Source organism: Streptomyces sp. NPDC048297 (assembly GCF_043201585.1).
Taxonomy (GTDB): Bacteria; Actinomycetota; Actinomycetes; order Streptomycetales; family Streptomycetaceae; genus Streptomyces.
This window is the reverse complement of the sequence record NZ_JBICZA010000004.1, coordinates 158,034-175,704: the sequence shown is the minus strand read 5'-3', so window position 1 is coordinate 175,704 and position 17,671 is coordinate 158,034. Positions and strand designations below refer to the sequence as shown.

The 17,671-nt window shown below is 70.9% G+C and carries 17 protein-coding genes; 5 read left to right on the top strand and 12 right to left on the bottom strand.

Annotated elements, in window-relative coordinates:
- On the top strand, positions 1-477 hold the full coding sequence (locus tag ACGFYV_RS06025) for a (2Fe-2S)-binding protein (RefSeq protein WP_393877142.1): 477 nt from the start codon (positions 1-3) through the stop codon (positions 475-477).
- Between the two features lie 212 nt (positions 478-689).
- Here the strand turns inward: ACGFYV_RS06025 and ACGFYV_RS06020 are convergent, their stop codons facing one another.
- From ACGFYV_RS06020 to ACGFYV_RS06005, 4 genes are all read right to left on the bottom strand, one after another.
- A complete protein-coding gene (locus ACGFYV_RS06020) occupies positions 690-2,237 on the bottom strand; it encodes an FAD-dependent oxidoreductase (RefSeq protein WP_393877141.1) in 1,548 nt (515 codons plus the stop codon).
- A gap of 15 nt (positions 2,238-2,252) precedes the next feature.
- Positions 2,253-3,434 (bottom strand): MAB_1171c family putative transporter, encoded by a 1,182-nt coding sequence (locus tag ACGFYV_RS06015; RefSeq protein ID WP_393877140.1) that lies wholly within the window; start codon positions 3,432-3,434, stop codon positions 2,253-2,255.
- A 72-nt stretch (positions 3,435-3,506) separates the two neighbouring features.
- Positions 3,507-4,685, bottom strand: coding sequence for an MAB_1171c family putative transporter (locus tag ACGFYV_RS06010; protein WP_393877139.1), 1,179 nt, complete (start codon positions 4,683-4,685; stop codon positions 3,507-3,509).
- On the bottom strand, positions 4,682-5,257 hold the full coding sequence (locus ACGFYV_RS06005; protein ID WP_393877138.1) for a toxin: 576 nt from the start codon (positions 5,255-5,257) through the stop codon (positions 4,682-4,684). Before ACGFYV_RS06005 ends, ACGFYV_RS06010 begins: the two co-directional genes overlap by 4 nt.
- Positions 5,258-5,619: 362 nt before the next feature.
- Between ACGFYV_RS06005 and ACGFYV_RS06000 the strand changes: the two genes are divergently transcribed.
- Together ACGFYV_RS06000 and ACGFYV_RS05995 are read left to right on the top strand one after the other, a co-directional pair.
- The gene (locus ACGFYV_RS06000) at positions 5,620-6,093 is read left to right on the top strand and encodes a carboxymuconolactone decarboxylase family protein (protein ID WP_393877137.1); all 474 of its coding nucleotides are present in this window, start codon (positions 5,620-5,622) and stop codon (positions 6,091-6,093) included.
- A 189-nt stretch (positions 6,094-6,282) separates the two neighbouring features.
- Positions 6,283-7,290 (top strand): sigma-70 family RNA polymerase sigma factor, encoded by a 1,008-nt coding sequence (locus tag ACGFYV_RS05995; protein ID WP_393877136.1) that lies wholly within the window; start codon positions 6,283-6,285, stop codon positions 7,288-7,290.
- Between the two features lie 60 nt (positions 7,291-7,350).
- Here ACGFYV_RS05995 and ACGFYV_RS05990 read toward each other — a convergent pair whose 3' ends face one another.
- Together ACGFYV_RS05990 and ACGFYV_RS05985 are read right to left on the bottom strand one after the other, a co-directional pair.
- Entirely contained in the window at positions 7,351-8,580 is a 1,230-nt protein-coding gene (locus ACGFYV_RS05990; protein WP_393877135.1) for a glycosyltransferase, read from the bottom strand.
- A gap of 203 nt (positions 8,581-8,783) precedes the next feature.
- Complete coding sequence (locus ACGFYV_RS05985) at positions 8,784-9,074, bottom strand: hypothetical protein (protein WP_393877134.1); 291 nt, start codon at positions 9,072-9,074, stop codon at positions 8,784-8,786.
- A 282-nt stretch (positions 9,075-9,356) separates the two neighbouring features.
- On the opposite strand from ACGFYV_RS05985, the gene ACGFYV_RS05980 reads away from it, so the two are divergent.
- Complete coding sequence (locus ACGFYV_RS05980; protein ID WP_393877133.1) at positions 9,357-10,514, top strand: aromatic acid exporter family protein; 1,158 nt, start codon at positions 9,357-9,359, stop codon at positions 10,512-10,514.
- 114 nt (positions 10,515-10,628) lie between these two features.
- Here ACGFYV_RS05980 and ACGFYV_RS05975 read toward each other — a convergent pair whose 3' ends face one another.
- Together ACGFYV_RS05975 and ACGFYV_RS05970 are read right to left on the bottom strand one after the other, a co-directional pair.
- Complete coding sequence (locus ACGFYV_RS05975) at positions 10,629-11,510, bottom strand: universal stress protein (protein WP_393877132.1); 882 nt, start codon at positions 11,508-11,510, stop codon at positions 10,629-10,631.
- Positions 11,494-12,081, bottom strand: coding sequence for a hypothetical protein (locus tag ACGFYV_RS05970; protein ID WP_393877131.1), 588 nt, complete (start codon positions 12,079-12,081; stop codon positions 11,494-11,496). Before ACGFYV_RS05970 ends, ACGFYV_RS05975 begins: the two co-directional genes overlap by 17 nt.
- 470 nt (positions 12,082-12,551) lie before the next feature.
- Between ACGFYV_RS05970 and ACGFYV_RS05965 the strand changes: the two genes are divergently transcribed.
- Entirely contained in the window at positions 12,552-12,938 is a 387-nt protein-coding gene (locus tag ACGFYV_RS05965) for a hypothetical protein (protein WP_393877130.1), read from the top strand.
- Positions 12,939-13,064: 126 nt separating this feature from the next.
- Here ACGFYV_RS05965 and ACGFYV_RS05960 read toward each other — a convergent pair whose 3' ends face one another.
- The 4 genes from ACGFYV_RS05960 to ACGFYV_RS05945 form a co-directional block, all read right to left on the bottom strand.
- Positions 13,065-13,862 (bottom strand): MFS transporter, encoded by a 798-nt coding sequence (locus tag ACGFYV_RS05960; RefSeq protein ID WP_393877129.1) that lies wholly within the window; start codon positions 13,860-13,862, stop codon positions 13,065-13,067.
- A gap of 239 nt (positions 13,863-14,101) precedes the next feature.
- Positions 14,102-14,881, bottom strand: coding sequence for a crotonase/enoyl-CoA hydratase family protein (locus ACGFYV_RS05955; RefSeq protein ID WP_393877128.1), 780 nt, complete (start codon positions 14,879-14,881; stop codon positions 14,102-14,104).
- Positions 14,882-14,919: 38 nt separating this feature from the next.
- A complete protein-coding gene (locus tag ACGFYV_RS05950; RefSeq protein WP_393877127.1) occupies positions 14,920-16,137 on the bottom strand; it encodes a CaiB/BaiF CoA transferase family protein in 1,218 nt (405 codons plus the stop codon).
- A gap of 10 nt (positions 16,138-16,147) precedes the next feature.
- Positions 16,148-17,425 carry an acyl-CoA dehydrogenase family protein gene (locus ACGFYV_RS05945; RefSeq protein WP_393877126.1) on the bottom strand — a complete coding sequence of 426 codons (1,278 nt, stop codon included), beginning with the start codon at positions 17,423-17,425 and terminating at the stop codon, positions 16,148-16,150.
- Between the last annotated feature and the right edge of the window lie 246 nt (positions 17,426-17,671).

Genomic DNA, 17,671 nt, shown 5'->3' with positions numbered 1-17,671 from the left:
GTGCCCGAACGCAGTTTCATCGTCAACGGCCGGCGGGTGACCGTCGACATCGAGGACGACGTCCGGCTCCTGTGGGTGCTGCGCGACGTCCTCGGCGTCACCGGACCGAAGTACGGGTGCGGGCTCGGCGTGTGCCAGGCCTGCACCAGCCACATCAACGGCAAGGCGTTCAACCCGTGTTCGGTACCGGTGAAGGACATCGGCGCCGACGACGAGATCACCACCATCGAGGGCCTGCCCGCCACCGTCGGCAAGGACCTGCACCCCATGCAGGAGGCCTGGCTGGAACAGGACGTCGCGCAGTGCGGCTACTGCCAGCCCGGCCAGATCATGACCGCCGTCGCCAAGGTCCGCCAGGCCCGGGAGGAGGGGCGCGAGATCACCGAGGCCGACCTGGACGAGATCCGCAACATCTGCCGGTGCGGCACGTACCACCGCATCCGCGAGGCGATCCAGGCGGGCGCGAAGAAGTACTGAGTCGCAGAACCGAGGGAAGTGCTGAGCCGCAGTACTGGGCGCGCCCCAGGGCCGGACGGCCGATGTGTATGGGGCATCAGGCGTGGTGATACGGCCCCGGCGGGCGGTCCGAGACAGGACCGCCCGCCGTCCGCCCGCCGAGGACGTCCCCACAGCACCCCCGGCGGCACCGGCTCCTGCACCACGAGCCACACCGCCAACGGCAGTCGGTGTCAGACCCTGCCCTCGTTCTGGGCGGACACCGGCGCCGGGGTGCGCGTCAGCCGGGTGAGAAGTGCGCGCTCCTGGGCGGTCAGCGGCGGCCCCGCGAGAGGCGGCAGCGGGGAGCCGGCGAGGGCGGCCAGTACCGTGGCGGGACGCATCAGCCGGGACGGACCCGTGCGCAGCCCGGTCACGTCCCACAGCGCGGACGCGGCCGGGTACGAGCCGGTGGCGGCACGTGTCAGCCGCTGCGAGTAGCCGGCGGCGAGCCGGTCCGCGAGGGTCGGACTACCCCCGTGCACCCCCGGGTACAGGACGTCGGTGCTCACGGCCAGCGTCCAGGCCGCCTCGACCGGCTGGGCCACCACACGCTGGACACGGCGGGCCAGACCGGGCGCGGCGACATCGGACGAGCCGACGGCCTCGGTCAGTTTCAGCGCGCCGAGCGCGGCGACCGACATGCCCTGTCCGTACAGCGGGTTGAAGGTCGCGGCGGCGTCGCCCAGCGCGACGAAGCGCTCGGGCCACAGCCGGGTCTTCTCCAGGTACCGCCGCGAGTTGCTGGTGCTGTGGCTGGTGAAGACCGGGGTGAGGGGCTCGGCACCCGCGATGAGCCGGCCCACCAGAGGATGGGGCAGGTCGAACGCGTACTTGAGGAAGCCCTCGGGGTCCTTGGGGGGCTCGCCGCCGCGGGAGCCGCCGAAACTCACCATCCACTGATCGTTCTCGATCGGCACGATCATGCCGCTGCGGCCGGGCCGCCCGGTGTACGGGTCGGGCTGGATGAGGGTGAGGGGCCAGTCCCGGGCGCCCTCGGGAGTGCGGTAGATGCGGGTGGCGTTGACCAGCCCGGAGTCGATGTTCTTCTCCCGGACGTCACGGATCCCCAGGTCGTGCAGCCACGACACGATCCGCGTCCCCCGGCCGGTCGCGTCGACGACGAAATCGGCGTCCAGGTCGGCCTCGCGTCCGTCCGCGGACAGGCGCACACCGTGCCGGGCGAGGAAGGCGGGGTCGAACCCGCTGCCCGTGCCCGTGCCTGTGTCTGTGTCTGTGCCCGTGCCCGTGCCCTTGCCCTTGCCCTTGCCCTTGCCCGTCGCGAGTTTCACCCCGGTGACGCGCGTAGCGCTGCCGAGTAGTCCGGTCGCCTGGGCGCGGTGCACCTCGACGGTGGTGCCGCGCAGCACCGCGGTGCGCACGGCCCAGTCCAGCAGGGCGCGGCTGCACGTGATCACGTGGTGGTGGTCGTGCCGCCACCGCCGGAACCATCCCGCCGGGGTGAGCGCCAGCATTCCGGAGCTGAGCGAGACCTCCCGGGCCCCGGAGGCCAGCAGGTGTTCGCGCATGCCCACCGCCGGGAGCAGGCGGTCCATCGCCTCCAGCCCGCCGGGCATCAGCAGATGGGCATGGCGCCCCTGGGGTACGCCCTTGCGGTGCTCGGGCCCGGCAGGCAACTCGTCCCGGTCCAGGACGATCACATGGTCGACGGCCGGCGACAGCGCCGCCGCCGCGAGCATGCCGGCGATTCCCGCGCCGAGGACGACAGCTCTACGCGACATCATGCTCCTCGTGTGTCAGCCATGAGAGGCCCTCACCGTACCTTCACGATCCGATCCGACAGCGGGCGGCCTCGCCAACGCCCTTGAGAGTCGCACGAGTTCACCGGTGTCGCAGAACGCGGAGGTCGGCAGGCGCGACGCGTCCACCGGTTCGGTGACGACACGGTCCTCGGCCTGCGGGCTCTGGCGGGCGGCGTCGACCACCATGGCGGCCACGGCGCGCAAGTGGGCCTCGTCGGCGCAGGCGCCCTGCCCCCGCGCCTGGGCGTACGCCCGCTCGCGGACCTGGCCGTCGTAACGGGACTGGAGGGCGAGCAGGGCGTCGAGGATGCGGACCTCGCGGTAGTAGAGCCTGCCCCTGGGGAGCTGCCAGCGCGGGGGAGAGGGCTTGGGAGCGGTGGGCACGGTGCGCAGTTCGGCCCACAGGGGAGCCAGCGCCCGGTGGTCCCCGTAGCTGCGCCACTGGGCGAGGGCCGCGGGCAGCAGGCGGGGAAGGACGAACCCTGCACTGAACACCAGACCGCCGAGTGACACCGCCGGCGGGGCGACCACCGTGGACAGGACGTCCAGATCGTGTCCCGCCCAACGGGCGGCCACCGCCGTCGTCTTGGCGGCCACGAAGCCGACGAAGTCCAGGGCCAGCCCCGCCATGATGAGCCGCAGGCCCGCCCTGAGGATGCCCGTCACCTCCCGCGACCACCGCACGCAGACCACGCACATCACGAGCGTGCACACGGCATGGCCCACGAGGTACAGCACGATCATCTCGCGCATGTACGGCGTGTTCGCGTAGTACGTGTCCAGGTCGGTGAGCCGCTCCTCCGGCGCGTCCGCCAGCGCGAACAGAGCGATGACGCCGGCGATCACCAGGGTGTAGGCGATGCCGATCGAGTACACCCAGCGCCTGATCCGCTCGGCCGGCCCACCACGCCAGTTGATCAGCAGGATCATCAGGGAGGCGCTGAACGCCGAGATGGCGCTGTACGTCATCGGGGCACCGAAGTTGGGTACACCCGTCAGCTCGTTGACGGCGGCGAGCGTCGCGGGGGCCGAGCAGACGAAACACACCCCGCCCAGAAGGATCGCCGCACAGGTGGACGCGTTCAGCGGATCGCTGAGGGCGCGACGCGGCCGGCGCAGGATCAGCAGAGCCGCCACGCCGAGGATGCACGCGGCCGAGTAGACGACCAGGCTCATGGGCTGAGAACTCCGTTCAGTGCCGGCTGGCACGCGTGGCACGCGGTGAGGGGGCGGCGGGCGGACACCGGTTCACACCGATCCCGCGGTGAGCGCGCCGTCGTCCACGCGCGCCGTCGCGGCGCCGTCGCGGCGGGCCAGCTCGTCGGCGACGGTCATCAGGACCGGCAGTTCGGGGCCCGAGGGCGACGAGCCGAGTCCGCCGGCGGACGACAGCGCCGCCTCTCCCGCACGGGCCGCGCGCGTCGCCGCGGCGATGGCCGTGGCCCACGCGGCGGCCTCCGCCCGGTCCGCGTCCTGCGAGTCCCGGAGCCGATCGGCGTACGTGCGCTGGAACAGCCCGGAGTCGAAGTACGGGGCCAGATAGCGCAGACCGTTGCAGATGCTGTTCTGACGCCACGCCAGCCGTGTGGCGGCGGAAGGACACGACGGCCGCGGAATGCGCAGGTACTCACGCTCCAGGAGCTCTTCCAGCACGCGCTCCAACGGCCGCAGCCGTACGTACGCGCGCCAAAGACTCACATGACGGGCCAGATGATGACCGGCCAGCGGGACGAGGATGCCGACGACCGTCAGTGCCGCGCCCACCCCGGCGCACACGGGGGCGATCGTGGTGCCGAGCACGGACCAGTCCCGTCCGCACCAACGCGCCACCACGGCAACGACCTTGGACATGCTGTAGCCACCGGTGACGAGGGCTCCGAGCCCCATCGTCAGCAGCCCCGCACGCAGGGGCCCGTGCACGTGCCGGGCCCAGCCGAGCGACCGGCCGGCACCGAAGACGACGGCCGTCAGATGCGCCACGAGATAGAGGACGATCATCTCGGCGACGAACGGGGTCGTGGCGTAGTAGGTGTCGAAGTCCGTCCGGCGCTCCACCGGCGCGTCGCCGCACGCGAACGTCACGGCGATCCCGCACAGCACGGCCGCATAGCCGAACAGCCAGCGCTTCGCGGTGCGCGTCGTCGTCGGCCCGCCGCGCCAGTACACGATGAGGATCACGTACGAGGCGCTGTAGGCGGTGACGGCGGCGTACGTCAGCGGGGCCGCCAGGTTCGGCACACCGCCGGCCCGGTTGATGAACCCGACGACGGGAGGGGCGCCGAACAGGAAGCACAACGAGGCGAAGACCAGCACCCCGCTGATGGAGAGAAGGAACGGATCACGGCGATTACGGGCCACGTCCGGAGCCTTGGCCAGCAGCGCGAGCCACAGGATCCCGCAACTGATGTAGTTGATCAGCCCGCTCACCGGCCCGTCCCCCGGTAGTTGAGGGCGGCGCCGATACGGCTGGCGAGATCGTCGCCCACCGCGCTCTGAGCCGCGTAGACCGAGTCGGGAGACGCCTTCAGCCACGGCCTGAGCCGGTCGCCGATGAGCATGCCGAACAGGTCGGCCCGCTGCTCGGCGGCCTCGTGGAACCGGGTGCGCGCCGCGGTCGCCTGGGCGCTCTCGCCGGCCGGAGCGGGCAGCAGTCCGCCCGCGTGCCCGTCGGGCGGTACGGGGTCGTCGTCGGCCATGTGCCACAACTCGTGGCCCAGGATCACCAGTTTCATCCACGGCGGGGCGTCCGCCTCGATGATGATGTCGTCGCGTGTGCCGCGGTCGATCCACAGACCCGTCGTCGTGGTGTGCGGCGTCGGGAAGTTGGCCATGTGGACGACGATCGGGCGCCCCCGCCACCGGGTTGCGGACTCGACCAGGGCATCGAGGAGGACGTCCGGGTCCGCGGGGACCGGGACGGCGATGGGGTCGATGAGCGCCTTGGCGAGCCGCCTCATCTTCCTGGTCGTACGCACGCTCTCCCCATGGGTCGCTGGCATCGGAACGGTCCCCGGCCGAAGTGGTGGCATTCGGTGAGTGCGGGAGATCAACCGTGTTGGCAATATGCCAAGTTGGACTGCTTCACAGCTACACCCTTTCACTTTCTCCCGATCGCACGAGGGGGAGAGAAGAGGGATGTAGCACCAGAAAGGGCGTGTTCGGCCAAGCAGAATTGGCTGAAAATACCATCCGGTATGCCGGGATTCACCTCGGCTGGTGCGCGTGTGGCGTCGCGCCCGACACCCGATGCGGTCACGCACGGGAGCGAGGAGACGCGGGTCACACCCTGTCATGTCACAGGAGAACGGGTGACCCCGTCTCAGGAGGTGCGGGAAGAGACGACCACGAAGGAGCGCGCACCATGAACGCACGACTGGACTACTTCACCAATCCGACCGCCTCCAAGAGCCTCAAGTACTTCATGTCGGTCGGCAAGGAGCTGAAGAACTCGCCGCTGCCGGCGGCCACACGGGAACTCGTGGCGCTCCGCATCAGCCAGATCAACGGCTGCGCCGCCTGCGTCGACATGCACACCAAGGACGCCGCCGCGGCCGGCGAGACCCCGGTACGGCTGAACCTCGTCGCGGCATGGCGCGAGGCCACGGTCTACACCGAGGCCGAGCGCGCCGCGCTCGAACTGGCCGAGGAGGCCACCCGGATCGCCGACGCGGCCGGCGGGGTCGGCGACGAGGTGTGGGCGCGTGCCGTCAAGCACTACGACGAGGACCAGCTCGCCGCCCTGGTGGTCCTCGTCTCCTTCATGAACACGGTGAACCGGCTGAACGTCATCACTCAGCAGCCCGCGGGCAGTTACGAGCCCGGCCAGTTCCACTGAGCACCCGCCCATGACCGGCCCGGGGCCCGTCCGAGGACCCCGGCCCGGGGGCCGGCGTGCGTGATCATCGGAGGATGCCCGCGCGCAGGGGTGCGGAAGGCGCGGTAGGCGCGGAAGATTACGGCGGGGTGGGGAGGTCCACGGGTGGGAGGGGCGCAAGGGGTGGGAGAGGTCCAAGAGGGAGTGGGTGTGAGCAAGGTCGAGGAGTTCGAGGATCTGCGGCCGCTGCTGTTCTCGATCGCCTACCGAGTTCTCGGCAGCGTGAGCGAGGCCGAGGACGCGGTGCAGGAGACCTGGCTGCGCTTCGACCGGTCCTCGACGCGGCCCACGTCGACCAAGGCCTTCCTGTCGACCACGGTCACCCGCATCTCGATCGACGTGCTGCGCCTGGCCCGGGTGCGTCGGGAGGAGTACGTCGGCCCGTGGTTCCCCGAGCCCCTGCTCAGCGATCCGTACCAGGACCCCGCTCGGGCGGTGGAGCTGGCCGACTCGGTCTCGATGGCCGCCCTGCTGCTGCTCGAACGGCTCAGCCCGCTCGAACGGGCCGTTTTCGTGCTGCGCGAGGTCTTCGCCTTCGGGTTCGACGACGTCGCCGCGGTGGTGGGACGTTCGGAGGCGGCGTGCCGGCAGCTGCTGGTCCGGGCGCGGCGGCACATGGAGGCGAAGGAGACCGGCTCGGGCGGGTCCGCGACGGGCGGCGGCGCCGACACCTCCGCCTCGGGCGGCGGCTCCGGTGGCAGCGGCGGTGTCACGTCGGCGTGCACGACGAAGAACACCCAGATCCAGTTCATCCAGTCCGCACACCACGCCAGTGAGCAGCAGGCGGCCACGGGCGCCATCAGGGTCACCAACACCTCGAAGGCGACCTGCACCATCGTCGGCGCCGTCACCCTGACGGCCAAGGACGACCAGGGCAAGGCCGATCCCGTCGAGACCGACAACTCCGAGAGCGGCACGGACGCCGTGGACATCGAGCCCGGCGCCACCGCGCAGGCGTGGGTGGCCTACACCGACCTGAACTTCGACGGCAGCCCGTCGGGCCGCGAGGTCTGCGCGGTGCAGGCGTCCAAGGTCGAGATCGCCCTGCCCAAGGACATGGCGCGCACCGTGCGGGTGACCAAGGACGGCGGCGCCCCGGGCTCCTTCGACGTGTGCGGGAACGACGTCCGGGTCGACGCCTTCGAGGCCGCATCCTGACCTGACCTGACCGTCTCAGTCGGGTGCCGCCGTTGGCCCTGGCGTCTCAGGGAGCCCTTCTCAGCCGACCACGCCGACCGTGCCGACCAGGTCGACCAGCAGCCTGGCGGCCGTCATCGCCCCGTCCGTGCGGATCTCGCCGGCCACGGCGGCGGCACGGGTACGGGTCCCGGGGGCCAGGGCGTTGTCGAGCGCGGCGGACAGGGACTCGACGGTCGGGGTCGGGCCGGCGTGCGCGACGCCGATGCCGAGGTCCGCGACGCGGCCGGCCCAGTACGGCTGGTCCGCCGCCTGGGGGACGACCACCTGGGGCGCCCCGGACCGCGTGGCCGTCGTCGTGGTGCCCTGGCCCCCGTGGTGCACGACGGCGGCCGTCCGGCCGAACAGCGCCTGGTGGTTGACCTCGCCGACGACGAAGCAGTCGTCCAGGTCGTCGATCAGCCCCAGGTCGGCCCATCCGCGGGCCATGACCGCGCGACGGCCGTGCGCGCGGATCGCCTCGACGCACACCTGGGCGACGTCCTCGGACCCGCGCATGGGCATGCTGCCGAAGCCCACGAACACCGGGGGTTCGCCGGCGTCCAGGAACGCCGTCAGCTCGTCCGGGAGCGGGCGCTCGTCCGGCAGGATCCAGGAGCCGGTCTGGACGACGTCGATGTCCGGCATCCCCTGCCACGGATCCAGCACCGGATCCGTCGCCAGCCACGGCCGGTCACCGATGACGTAGTCGCGGACGTCCTTCACCGGCGGCAGGCCGGCCGACGCCCGGTTCGTGTTGAGTGCCTCGGCGAACAGCACGTCGATGCTCTCGGCGTCCATGTCCCACAGCACCCGGTTGTCCGTCACGTCCGGCGGGAACGGCCGGCCCGGATACGCCAGCGGCGCGCGGTGCGGTGACGGCAGCGTGATCTGCTGGAAGGTCACGGACACGGAAGGGATGCCCAGCTTCTCGGCCACCGACAGCGCGCCGGCCGCGGCCGGCACCATGCCGGTCGCCACCAGCACATCGCATCCCTCGGCCGCCGCCGGCATCGCGTCGAACTGGCCGGCGATCAGCCGCGCCGCGCGCTCGGGCAGACCCGACGGCTGCGGCGCCGCGAGCGTCAGGGCGCGTGCCGACGGGCCGACCGGCACCAACGGGACGTCGACGTCGGCCAGTCGCTGAGCGAAGTCCTCGTCCGGCGGCGCGCACACGCGTACCTCCGCGCCGAGTTCCCGCAACCGCATCGCCAGCGCGACCAGCGGTTCGACGTCCCCCCGTGACCCGTAGGTCGACAACAAAGCACGCACGTCGTGAGCCCCCTCGATCCATGGATTTCCGGGCCGTGTTCCGGCCACGGCCGGAGATTCTCCGGCACGGGAGGGGCCTTGCCGCAAGCCCCCCAGTGGGCTATACGTTGACAGTGGCGGGGAGTTGACCGTGGCGGGCAGTTGGCTGTTGCGGGGAGTGGTGCGACCTCCTCGGCCCACCCACCCGGAATCGAGACGATGCGTCAGGCGGAGTGCCCGGTCGGCACGAACCGCGCCAGCTGGTCGGAGATCCACGGGGAGACCATTTCCAGCTGGCCCGCGATCCAGGCGTCGGGCCGGGCGCTCTTGTGGGTGTGGGTGTGGTGGGCGGCGGGAGTCCTGACGTTCCCGGTCGCGACAACCTTGGCGGGGGTGTGGGTGCCGAGGTGGTCGGTGGCCGCGAGAGCGGAGCCGCCGGTGGCCAGGAGAGCGGCTCCGGCGAGGACGGTGGAGGCGCCTGCGAGTGCGGTGCGGCGAATGAGCTTGGTCATCATCTTGCCTTCCTGTGCGGCGCGTCGCGGTGGAACGGCGAGCCTTGGATCCTGCCGTGGTGACGGCGATACGCAGGTTATGCACCCCCAAGTGGTTGAACAATGAACTACTTGGGTGGGCTACGTCACCTGGCTGCTGTCCGGGTGGCGGGGTCTGCGGTGGGTGGCAACGCCCGTCCGGTCTGCCTTATGCCTCCATGAGAGGTCTATACCTTTATCGTGGCGCATGTCACGCCCGTGGTGGCGGCAGCGGGTGTCATCCTCGAAAACGTGCAACGTTCAACCATGTCGTCGAGGTCGGTCTCCGCGCGGGTGTCACCGTCGGCACGGCGCTTCGTGCGTCGCCTGTCCGCCGGGCGCCCCGGGCATGTGGTGCACGGGGCGAAGACGCTGATCGCGGCCCTGCTCACCTGGTGTGCCGCGGCGCCCTGGGCCGCGACCGGACGGCCCTTCCTGGCCGTGGCCACGGCTCTGCTCATGGTCAACGCCTCCACCGTGCACCAGTCCGTGACGAAGGCCGTGCACAGCGTCGCGGCGCGGGTCGCGGGTCTGGTTCTCGCGCTCGGGGCCACACGGCTCCTGGGGCCCACCGCGGGCGCCGCGGCGGTCATCGCCCTCCTGGCGGTGCCGGCCGGCCCCCGCCGTGCGGCGGACGACCGGCTCCAGATCGCCTCGACAGCGGTACTCGCGCTGACCGCCACGGCGACCGGCCCCGTGGGCGGACTGGTGGACCCGGCGCTGCAGACCCTCGCGGGAGCGGTCGTGGGGATCGCCGTGAACGCCCTGGTACTGCCCCCGCTGCACCTCGACGAGTCCGACTCGGCCGTGCGCGAGCTCGCGCAGGCCATGGGCTCACTGCTGCACGACATGGGCGCCGGTCTGGAAGGGCGCCGGCTCACGTCCAGGGCGCACGGCTGGCTCCACCGCGCACGCAGCCTGGACAAGCGCATCGTGCGGGCGGAGGAGGGGGTGCGCGCGGCCGACGAGAGTCTGCACCGGAACGCGCGCTGCGTCGCACAGACCCGGCGCGGGGGAGTGCCCGCCGCGGAGGCGTTCAGCGCCCTGCGCGGGGTCGCCCTCCAGGTGCGCGGCATCGCCCGGACCCTCGCCGACAATGCCCATGACCGTCACACCGGTCACCACCTGGGCCACGAGTTCCTCGACCGTTATGCCGAGACCCTGCGGCGCGCGGGAGCCGCCGTCCAGGGGTTCGTCGAACCGCCCGGCCCGACCGGAGCAGCCGGCGCCATGCCCCGCGAACGTCTGCGGCTCGCGATGGACGGGGTACTGGCCTGGCACGACACCGTGACCGCGCTGATCGGCGGGGGCGCCCTCACCAAGCCCGGCGCGTGGCACGTGTACGGCTCCCTCATGACCGACGTGGAACGGCTCCTGGCGGACCTGGACTACGCGGACGCGCACGCGACGGGCGCGTCACCATGAGGCTTTGCGTGATGCAGGACCCCGACGGCCGGGTTCTCGGGCCGGGCTCTCGGGGCGGGTTCTCAGGCCAGGTTCTCGGGCCAGGTTCTCGGGCCGGGATCAAAGGCTGGGGTCTCAGGTCCGCTCCGACGGAACCACCGTGACAGGGCAGCGGGCGTAGCGCAGGACACCCTGGCTCACCGAGCCCAGCAGCATGCCGGCGAAGCCCCCGCGCCCCCGCGTGCCCACCACCAGGCCCAGGGCCTGGGCCGAGGCGTCGGCGAGCGCTTCCACCGGATGTCCGACGACCAGTTCGAGGCGCAGCTCCACATCGGGGTAGCGGTCCTGACGGCCTGCCACGGTCTCGGAGAGCAGCCGGCGGCACTCCTGCTGCGCCTCGTACTCGTCGAAGATGCGCAGTGGTCCGGGCTGCCAGACGTACAGCGCCCGCAACTGCGCCCCGCGCAGAGCGGCCTCCTCGAACGCCAGGTCCACGGCCACGGCGGAATGCTCGCTGCCGTCGACGCCGACGACGTAGAACCCGGGCTCCTGGACGGTGTGCTCGGCGTCCGGAACGACCACCACCGGGCAGTGGGCGCGGGAGATCAAGGGCAGCGCGACCGACTGGGAACCGAAGGCCGCCTCGGTCCGGCTCAGATGCCGCGAACCCAGCACGACGCATGTGGCTCTGGTGCTCTCCTCGCTCAGGACCCACACCGGGTCGCCCTCGGCGAGCATCATGTCCACCACGACCTCGGGATGCCGGGCCGTGACGAAGTCGGCGACCTCCGTGAGCAGCTGCTTCCCGGTTCCGTGCAGCTCGGTGTTCCACTCCTCCCAGGACGGCGGGACCTTCAGGCCCCGATCTCCTCGGGTGGGCACGCCCTCGGCCCGGACCGGACGCAGCGGCACGTGCCGACGGGCCGCCTCGTCGGCCGCCCAGGCCAGCGCCGCCCGCCCGGTGGGGTCGTCCTCCACACCGACCACGATCGGCCGGCGGTCACTCGGTGCGGACATGATCGCCTCCAGCGTCCGGCCTCCGGCCTCGGGGCCGATGAGCGACCGATGGGCACCGGCACAAGGAAGTGCCCAGGGAAGTACAGGGTGACTCGTCCGTCGCCGCGCCGCATGTCGTAGGGCGCCGTAGGACGTCGAGAACCACGGAGTCGTCGCGTATCAGGCGCACCCCGATGGTGCCCTCGGCGTAGCGGACGGCGTTCGTGACCAGTTCGCTGACGATCAGCTCGGCGCTGAAGACCAGGTCGCCCAAGCCCCAGCAGGTCAGCCGGTCGGCGATCAGCTGCCGCGCCTCGGACGCGCTGAGCGGGTCGTGGGCCGGCGTCCAGCTCGCCAGGTGACAGGGCCCCAGGGTCCGTGTGCGGGCGAGGAGCATCAGTGAGTCGTCCTCGGGTCCGTCCGGCAGGTCCCGTTGGGCGATGCGCGCCACGATCCGCTCGCGCGTGTACATGCGCGCGTTGTCCAGGCAGAGCGCGGCCCGCGAGGCCAGTTCCCCGGCGGCATCGGTGTCCGCGTCGTCGAACGGCTCCGTGTCTCCGAGGCGGTAGAACGCGGCGAGGCCCAGCGCCACGCCGCGAGCGGCACCACCAGCATCGAGTGCCCCCCGCGCTCCGGAACAGGGTGGCACGGTCCGGATCGTGAGCCAGCCACCCTGCCGCCTCGGCACCGCCGAGATCGTTCTCCACGCGCGGGACGAGATCGGCGAGCAGCCGTACGTTGCTCGTCCCGCTCTCACGATGCCAAAGAACGCGCCCCCACACCTCACGGGTAACTCGCCCCCCGTCGAGCTGATTGAGGCTCCCTCGCGAGCGGATTGAATTCATTTGCGGGTGAAAGACGTGGGCGGCCCGGTGGGGGAAATCGAGTGTTCGAGCCTCGCGGAATATTCCGTTTCGGCGCCTGTCCCAGGCATGGCATAGATCACGCCAACAGCCTTGCAATTCCTTGAATGTGCAGGAGTACGGTCGCTATTGCCATTCAAAACAAGGCATTCGCGGATTCCCTATCCATGGACCGTGAAGTCACTGAGGAGAGAAGAACATGGAATCCAAGATTGCGCGTCGAGTTGGTGTAGCGGTCGCATCCGTGGCCGTCGCGGCCGGCGCACTCCTCGCCACCGGAGGTACGGCATCGGCGGCGACCCCCTCGGCCGATTCCTCTGTCGCCGTCACCGCCCGGTCCGCCGGCTTCGACCGTGTCGACCACGGGCACGGCGAGCACCGGGACGGTTACCGCCACGACCGCGACAGCTACCGCCACGAGCGGAACGGACACCGCCACGACGACCGCCGTGACGCGTACCGGCACGACAGCCGTGACGGCCGCTGGGTGCGGGGTCACCACGAGGGGTCGTACCGCTGGGACGACCACCGTGGCCGGCAGCCGCACCACGACGGCGACTCCGCCTCCCACGACAGCAGGCGCTGACCCGGGTCAGCGGCTCTGACGCGGGCATAGGCTCCGACATCCACGCGTACGCGCACAGCGTGCCGCGTCCGGGTGGATTGGGGTCCATCGGAGGATCCGCCGGACCTTGAGCGGCCCCGGCGGTTTTCAGGGTACAGATCGAGCATCCGTGCCCTCGGCGGGGAGGCATGCCCGGTCGCTGCTGGGTGGCAGCGACCGGGACCACATGCCGCCCCTCGGCGTGGTGTTCGCGAGGATTCGGGAGGGCAGTACCCAGGCCAGACCCAGCAGGGCGCCCAGGGTCGCGATCCAGAGGGTGGGGCGCAGGCCGATCGTCGAGCCGAGCAACCCTCCTGCCAGCGCGCCGATGGGGCGGACGCCGTAGTTGAACAGGCGGCTGGCTCCCGCGACGCGGGATCGCAGCGTGTCGGGTATCAGCGTCGCGGTGAGTGATCCGCCCGCGATGTCGAGGAGCATGACGCCGAACCCGGCGCCGAACTCGGCCAGGAACAGGCACGTCACCATGAGGGGGACGGGACCCTGCGCCAGGGGGACCAGCGCCAGTGGCGCGGGGAAGGCGAAGAGGCCGAGGAGCGTGGCCCGTCCGATGCCGACGCGACGTACGATCCGGCCGGTCAGCAGGGACCCGAGCGCGGAGCCGACCGCGCCGCAGCCGAGTACGGCGCCCAGGAGGCCGGGGCCGAGGCCCAGGCTGGTGGTGGCATAGAGGACGAAGACCGCCTGGAAGGCGAAGTTGAACAGGTTGAGGGTGGTGACCGCGCCGTAGTAGCCGCGCAGGACCGGGGAACGGACGAGGTGGCGGAAGCCGGCCACCAGGTCCCCGTCGGCGCGCTCGGCGGCCGGTGGTTCGGCGGGTCGGATCCGGGACAGCTGCCAGGCCGAGGCCGACGCGTTCGGGCAGACGCGCACGCTCAACTCCGCCATGGTCTGCGGTGCTTGCCTCACCTTGCGACGCCCGGCGAACCTGCGCGACTGCGTCAAGCGCCAGGTCGCCGCGTGCAAGTCCCGGGGAAGGCCTCGATCGCGGACACGTTGCCCATGGGGGCGATCGGCAAGGTCCGGTCCTCGAACGCGAGGTCGTCCCGCCACGGGAGATCGTCCCGCCGCCCGAGGCTGGGTTCAGCAGTGAGTGCAGGGCCCCTGCCACAGAGCCCCGCACAGAGTCAGCGTCCCTGCCAGTGGGGCGTGCGTTTCTCGGCGAAGGCTCGGGCTCCTTCCCGCGCGTCCTGGGAGTCGAGGACCAGACCGACGATCTGGTCCTGGTCGCGCAGGGCGTCCTGATCGCGGTACGCGGTGCGCTCGTTGACGACGCGCTTGACGGCCGCGACCGCCAAGGGCGCGTTGCGCGCGACGCGGTGGGCGAGTTCGAGGGCCTGGGTGAGCGCCTCGCCCGGTTCGGTGAGGTGGTTGACGAGACCGAGCTGCTCGGCGCGTGCGGCGGGCAGCGGGTCGCCGGTCAGCAGGAGTTCCACGGCGATGTTGTGGGGGATGCGCTCGGGCAGGCGCACCATGCCGCCCTCGGGGGCCACGATCCCGTAGTGGACCTCCGTCTGGCCGAAGGTGGCGTCCCGGGCGGCCACGATCATGTCGCAGGCGAGCGCCATCTCCGTACCGCCGCCCAGCGCATAGCCCTCGACGGCGGCGATCAGCGGGGTCCTGATCTCGGTGCGGGTGATCCCCGCGAAGCCCCGTCCGGGTACGACGGGCTTCTCGCCCTTCGCGAACGCCTTGAGGTCCATGCCCGCGCTGAACACGCCGCCCGCGCCGGTGAGGATGCCGACCAGGAGGTTGTCGCTGGAGTCGAGTTCGTCGATGGCGGCGGCCAGCGCGCGTGCGGTCGCGCCGTCGATGGCGTTGCGGGCCTCCGGCCGGTCGATGGTGATGATGAAGATGCCCTCGCGCGTCTCGGTGCGCACGCCGGCATGGCCGCCTGGTTCCGTCATGGTCCTTCTTCCCTCCTGCGGTCTCCCGCTGTGCGATGTCAGTCGACGGTTCGGCTCTGGCGCAGGTCCTCGATCTCCGCGTCGGCGTAGCCGAGTTCCCGGAGCACCGACTCCGTGTGTTCGCCCAGTCCGGGAGCCGGGCGCGGACGGACCTTGCGTTCCTGGTCCAGGCGTACGGGGCTGTCGATCGTCAGATAGGGCTCGGGGCTGCCGTCGTCGACGGGTACGAGGATCTCGTTCGCCAGGAGTTGGGGATCGTGGGCGAACTCCTCCAGGGTCTGGGCCACTCCGTAGGTGAGGCCCGCCCGGTCGAGGACGTCACGCCACTCGGCGAGCGTGCGCGTCGCGAACGTCTTGTCCAGCAGGCCGACGATCTCGGCCGCGTGGGCGCGACGGCTCGGTGTGTCGGCGTAGTTCGGGTTGCCTGTCGCCTCGGGGTGCCCGATGGCCTCCAGGAACAGGGGGACCTGCTTGTCCTCGTTGACGAAGGCCAGCAGAACCCAGCGGTCGTCCGCCGTGCGGTACGCGTTGGCGAGCGCGTTCGGTGGGTCCCTACGGTCGAGGGGACGGGGAGCCTCCCCGCCGACCAGAACGGCCTGCAGCCACATGCCCGCCGCCCAGGCGCCCTCGGCGATCAACGACGCGGTGACACGGGCACCTTCGCCAGTCTTCTCCCGCCGGTACAGCGCGGTCATGATCCCGGCGAACAGGGTGATCGCCGTCGGGTGGTCACCCGACCCGAACGCGTTCATCGCCGGCGGCGCGCCCCGCTGGCGCGTCACGTCCATCAGACCGCTGCGCGCCCAGTACGCGGTGACGTCGAACCCGGGCAGGTGCGCGTCCGGGCCCTCCTCGCCGAAACCGGTGACATCGGCGTACACCAGCCGGGGGTTGAGCGGGGCCAGGTCGTCGTAGTCCAGGCCCAGCTTGGACCGGGCGCCGGGCGGGAAGTTGGTCACCAGCACGTCCGCCCACTTCACCAGCCGTTCCACCACGGCTCGGGAACCGGGCGACTTCAGGTCGAGGGCGATGCTGCGTTTGTTGCGGTTGTCCAGCTGCCAGGGGTAGTTGACGCCGTCGACCCGTGGGTTCGGGGGCATCTGGCCGAGGGCCCGGTAGGTGTCACCGGTGCGCGGTGGTTCCACCTTGACGACGTCGGCACCGAAGTCGCCGAGCATGGTGGCCGCGGCCGGGGCGGCGATGAAGCTGGCGAGGTCGACGACGTGCAACCCGTGCAGCAGGGGCGTGTCTTGCATGGACCCTCCCTCACTGGCCGGGAGTCGAGGGCACGAACGCGTTGTAGCCGGTGATGTCCCGGCCGACGATCAGTGCCTGGACGGTGTCGGTGCCCTCGTAGGTGTTGATCGCCTCGATGTCGCACAGGTGCCGGGCGACGTGGTAGTCGAGGAGGATGCCGTTGCCGCCGAGCATGTCGCGGGCTTCGGCGAGGATGGCACGGGCCCGCTCGGTGTAGTGCATCTTGGCCAGCGCCACCCGCGGCATCGAGTACTTGCCCTCGTCCATGAGCTGGCTGAGCCGGTACTGCATGCACATCATGTCGGTGATGTCGGCCAGCATCCGCGACAGCCGGTACTGGATGAGCTGGTTGGCCGCCAGCGGGACCCCGAACTGCTTGCGCTGCTTGACGTAGGCCAGCGCGGTCTCGTAACCGCGCACGGCGGCGCCGACCGCCTCCCAGGCCACGCAGAAACGCGACGCCAGCAGGACCTTCTCGGTGTCCCGGAAGGTCTTGACGTTCGCCAGCCGGTTCTCGGCGGGTACGCGGACGTCGGTGAGGGAGATCTGCGCGTTCTGCACGCAGCGCAGTGCCGTCTTGCCGGTGATGACCTCGGCCCGGAAGCCGGGCGTGCCCTTCTCGACGATGTAGCCGCCGACGTGGCCGTCGTCGCCCCGGGCCCAGACGATCACGTGGTCGGCGAAGGTCGCGTTGCCGATCCAGCGCTTGTGACCGTTGAGCACGTAGGAATCGCCGTCCTGGCGCGCGATCGTCTCCAGCTTGACCACGTCCGTGCCGTGCGCGGGTTCGGTCAGGCCGAAGGCGCCGATCTTCTCCATGCGCGCCATCCCCGGCAGGAACCGCCGCCTCTGTTCCTCCGATCCCAGCAGGGCGATCGAGTTCATGGCGAGCGCCGAGTGCACACCCATGAAGGTGGACATGCTCAGATCGCCGCGCGCCAGCTCCATGATCACCAGACCGGCCGTCACGTTGCTCATCCCGGGGCAGCCGTAACCCTGGATCTGGAATCCGGAAATGCCCAGCTGCGCGAGCCTGGGGACCAGTTCATGCGGGAATTCAGCTCGCTCCCAGTAGGGATTGATGACCGGAGTGACCTCCTGGTCCATGAACTCGCGGACCTTCGAGCGAAGCGCCTGCTGATCCTCGTCGAGCAGATCGTTCAGGAGGTAGTAGTCGGTGTGCTCGGAGCCGCCCGGTGCGGGAGGCTGGACGACCGGGTGTCCGTTGCCCGAACCCACGGTCACGAGATCGATGCCCGCCGCCGTGGTTCCCTGCATCGCGTTCATCTGACGGCACTCCCCTCTGGATTCCTCGCCGAGTTCCGCTCCGTATTCTCTTGATTTCCCTCCGTGTTCCTCGGTCTCATCTCTCTCATGCTAGGGGGAATGAGGGGGCGCGCAATTCGGGTTTCCGGCAGAGATTTTCCGGCGAATTCCGATGCGTGGGAACGGGGTCGGGAGCGTGGTAACAGAGCTTTGGGAGCGGGCGAGTTGAGGCGAAAGGAAGCGGCGTCCGGCCGGTGAGCCGGACGC

What these genes read in the sequence shown, in the direction of transcription:
- ACGFYV_RS06020 (WP_393877141.1), bottom strand. Translation starts at nt 2,237, where the DNA reads ATGTCGCGTAGAGCTGTCGTCCTCGGCGCGGGAATCGCCGGCATGCTC.
- ACGFYV_RS06015 (WP_393877140.1), bottom strand. Translation starts at nt 3,434, where the DNA reads ATGAGCCTGGTCGTCTACTCGGCCGCGTGCATCCTCGGCGTGGCGGCT.
- ACGFYV_RS06005 (WP_393877138.1), bottom strand. Translation starts at nt 5,257, where the DNA reads ATGCCAGCGACCCATGGGGAGAGCGTGCGTACGACCAGGAAGATGAGG.
- ACGFYV_RS06000 (WP_393877137.1), top strand. Translation starts at nt 5,620, where the DNA reads ATGAACGCACGACTGGACTACTTCACCAATCCGACCGCCTCCAAGAGC.
- ACGFYV_RS05985 (WP_393877134.1), bottom strand. Translation starts at nt 9,074, where the DNA reads ATGATGACCAAGCTCATTCGCCGCACCGCACTCGCAGGCGCCTCCACC.
- ACGFYV_RS05980 (WP_393877133.1), top strand. Translation starts at nt 9,357, where the DNA reads ATGTCGTCGAGGTCGGTCTCCGCGCGGGTGTCACCGTCGGCACGGCGC.
- ACGFYV_RS05975 (WP_393877132.1), bottom strand. Translation starts at nt 11,510, where the DNA reads ATGTCCGCACCGAGTGACCGCCGGCCGATCGTGGTCGGTGTGGAGGAC.
- ACGFYV_RS05965 (WP_393877130.1), top strand. Translation starts at nt 12,552, where the DNA reads ATGGAATCCAAGATTGCGCGTCGAGTTGGTGTAGCGGTCGCATCCGTG.
- ACGFYV_RS05960 (WP_393877129.1), bottom strand. Translation starts at nt 13,862, where the DNA reads ATGGCGGAGTTGAGCGTGCGCGTCTGCCCGAACGCGTCGGCCTCGGCC.
- ACGFYV_RS05955 (WP_393877128.1), bottom strand. Translation starts at nt 14,881, where the DNA reads ATGACGGAACCAGGCGGCCATGCCGGCGTGCGCACCGAGACGCGCGAG.
- ACGFYV_RS05950 (WP_393877127.1), bottom strand. Translation starts at nt 16,137, where the DNA reads ATGCAAGACACGCCCCTGCTGCACGGGTTGCACGTCGTCGACCTCGCC.
- ACGFYV_RS05945 (WP_393877126.1), bottom strand. Translation starts at nt 17,425, where the DNA reads ATGAACGCGATGCAGGGAACCACGGCGGCGGGCATCGATCTCGTGACC.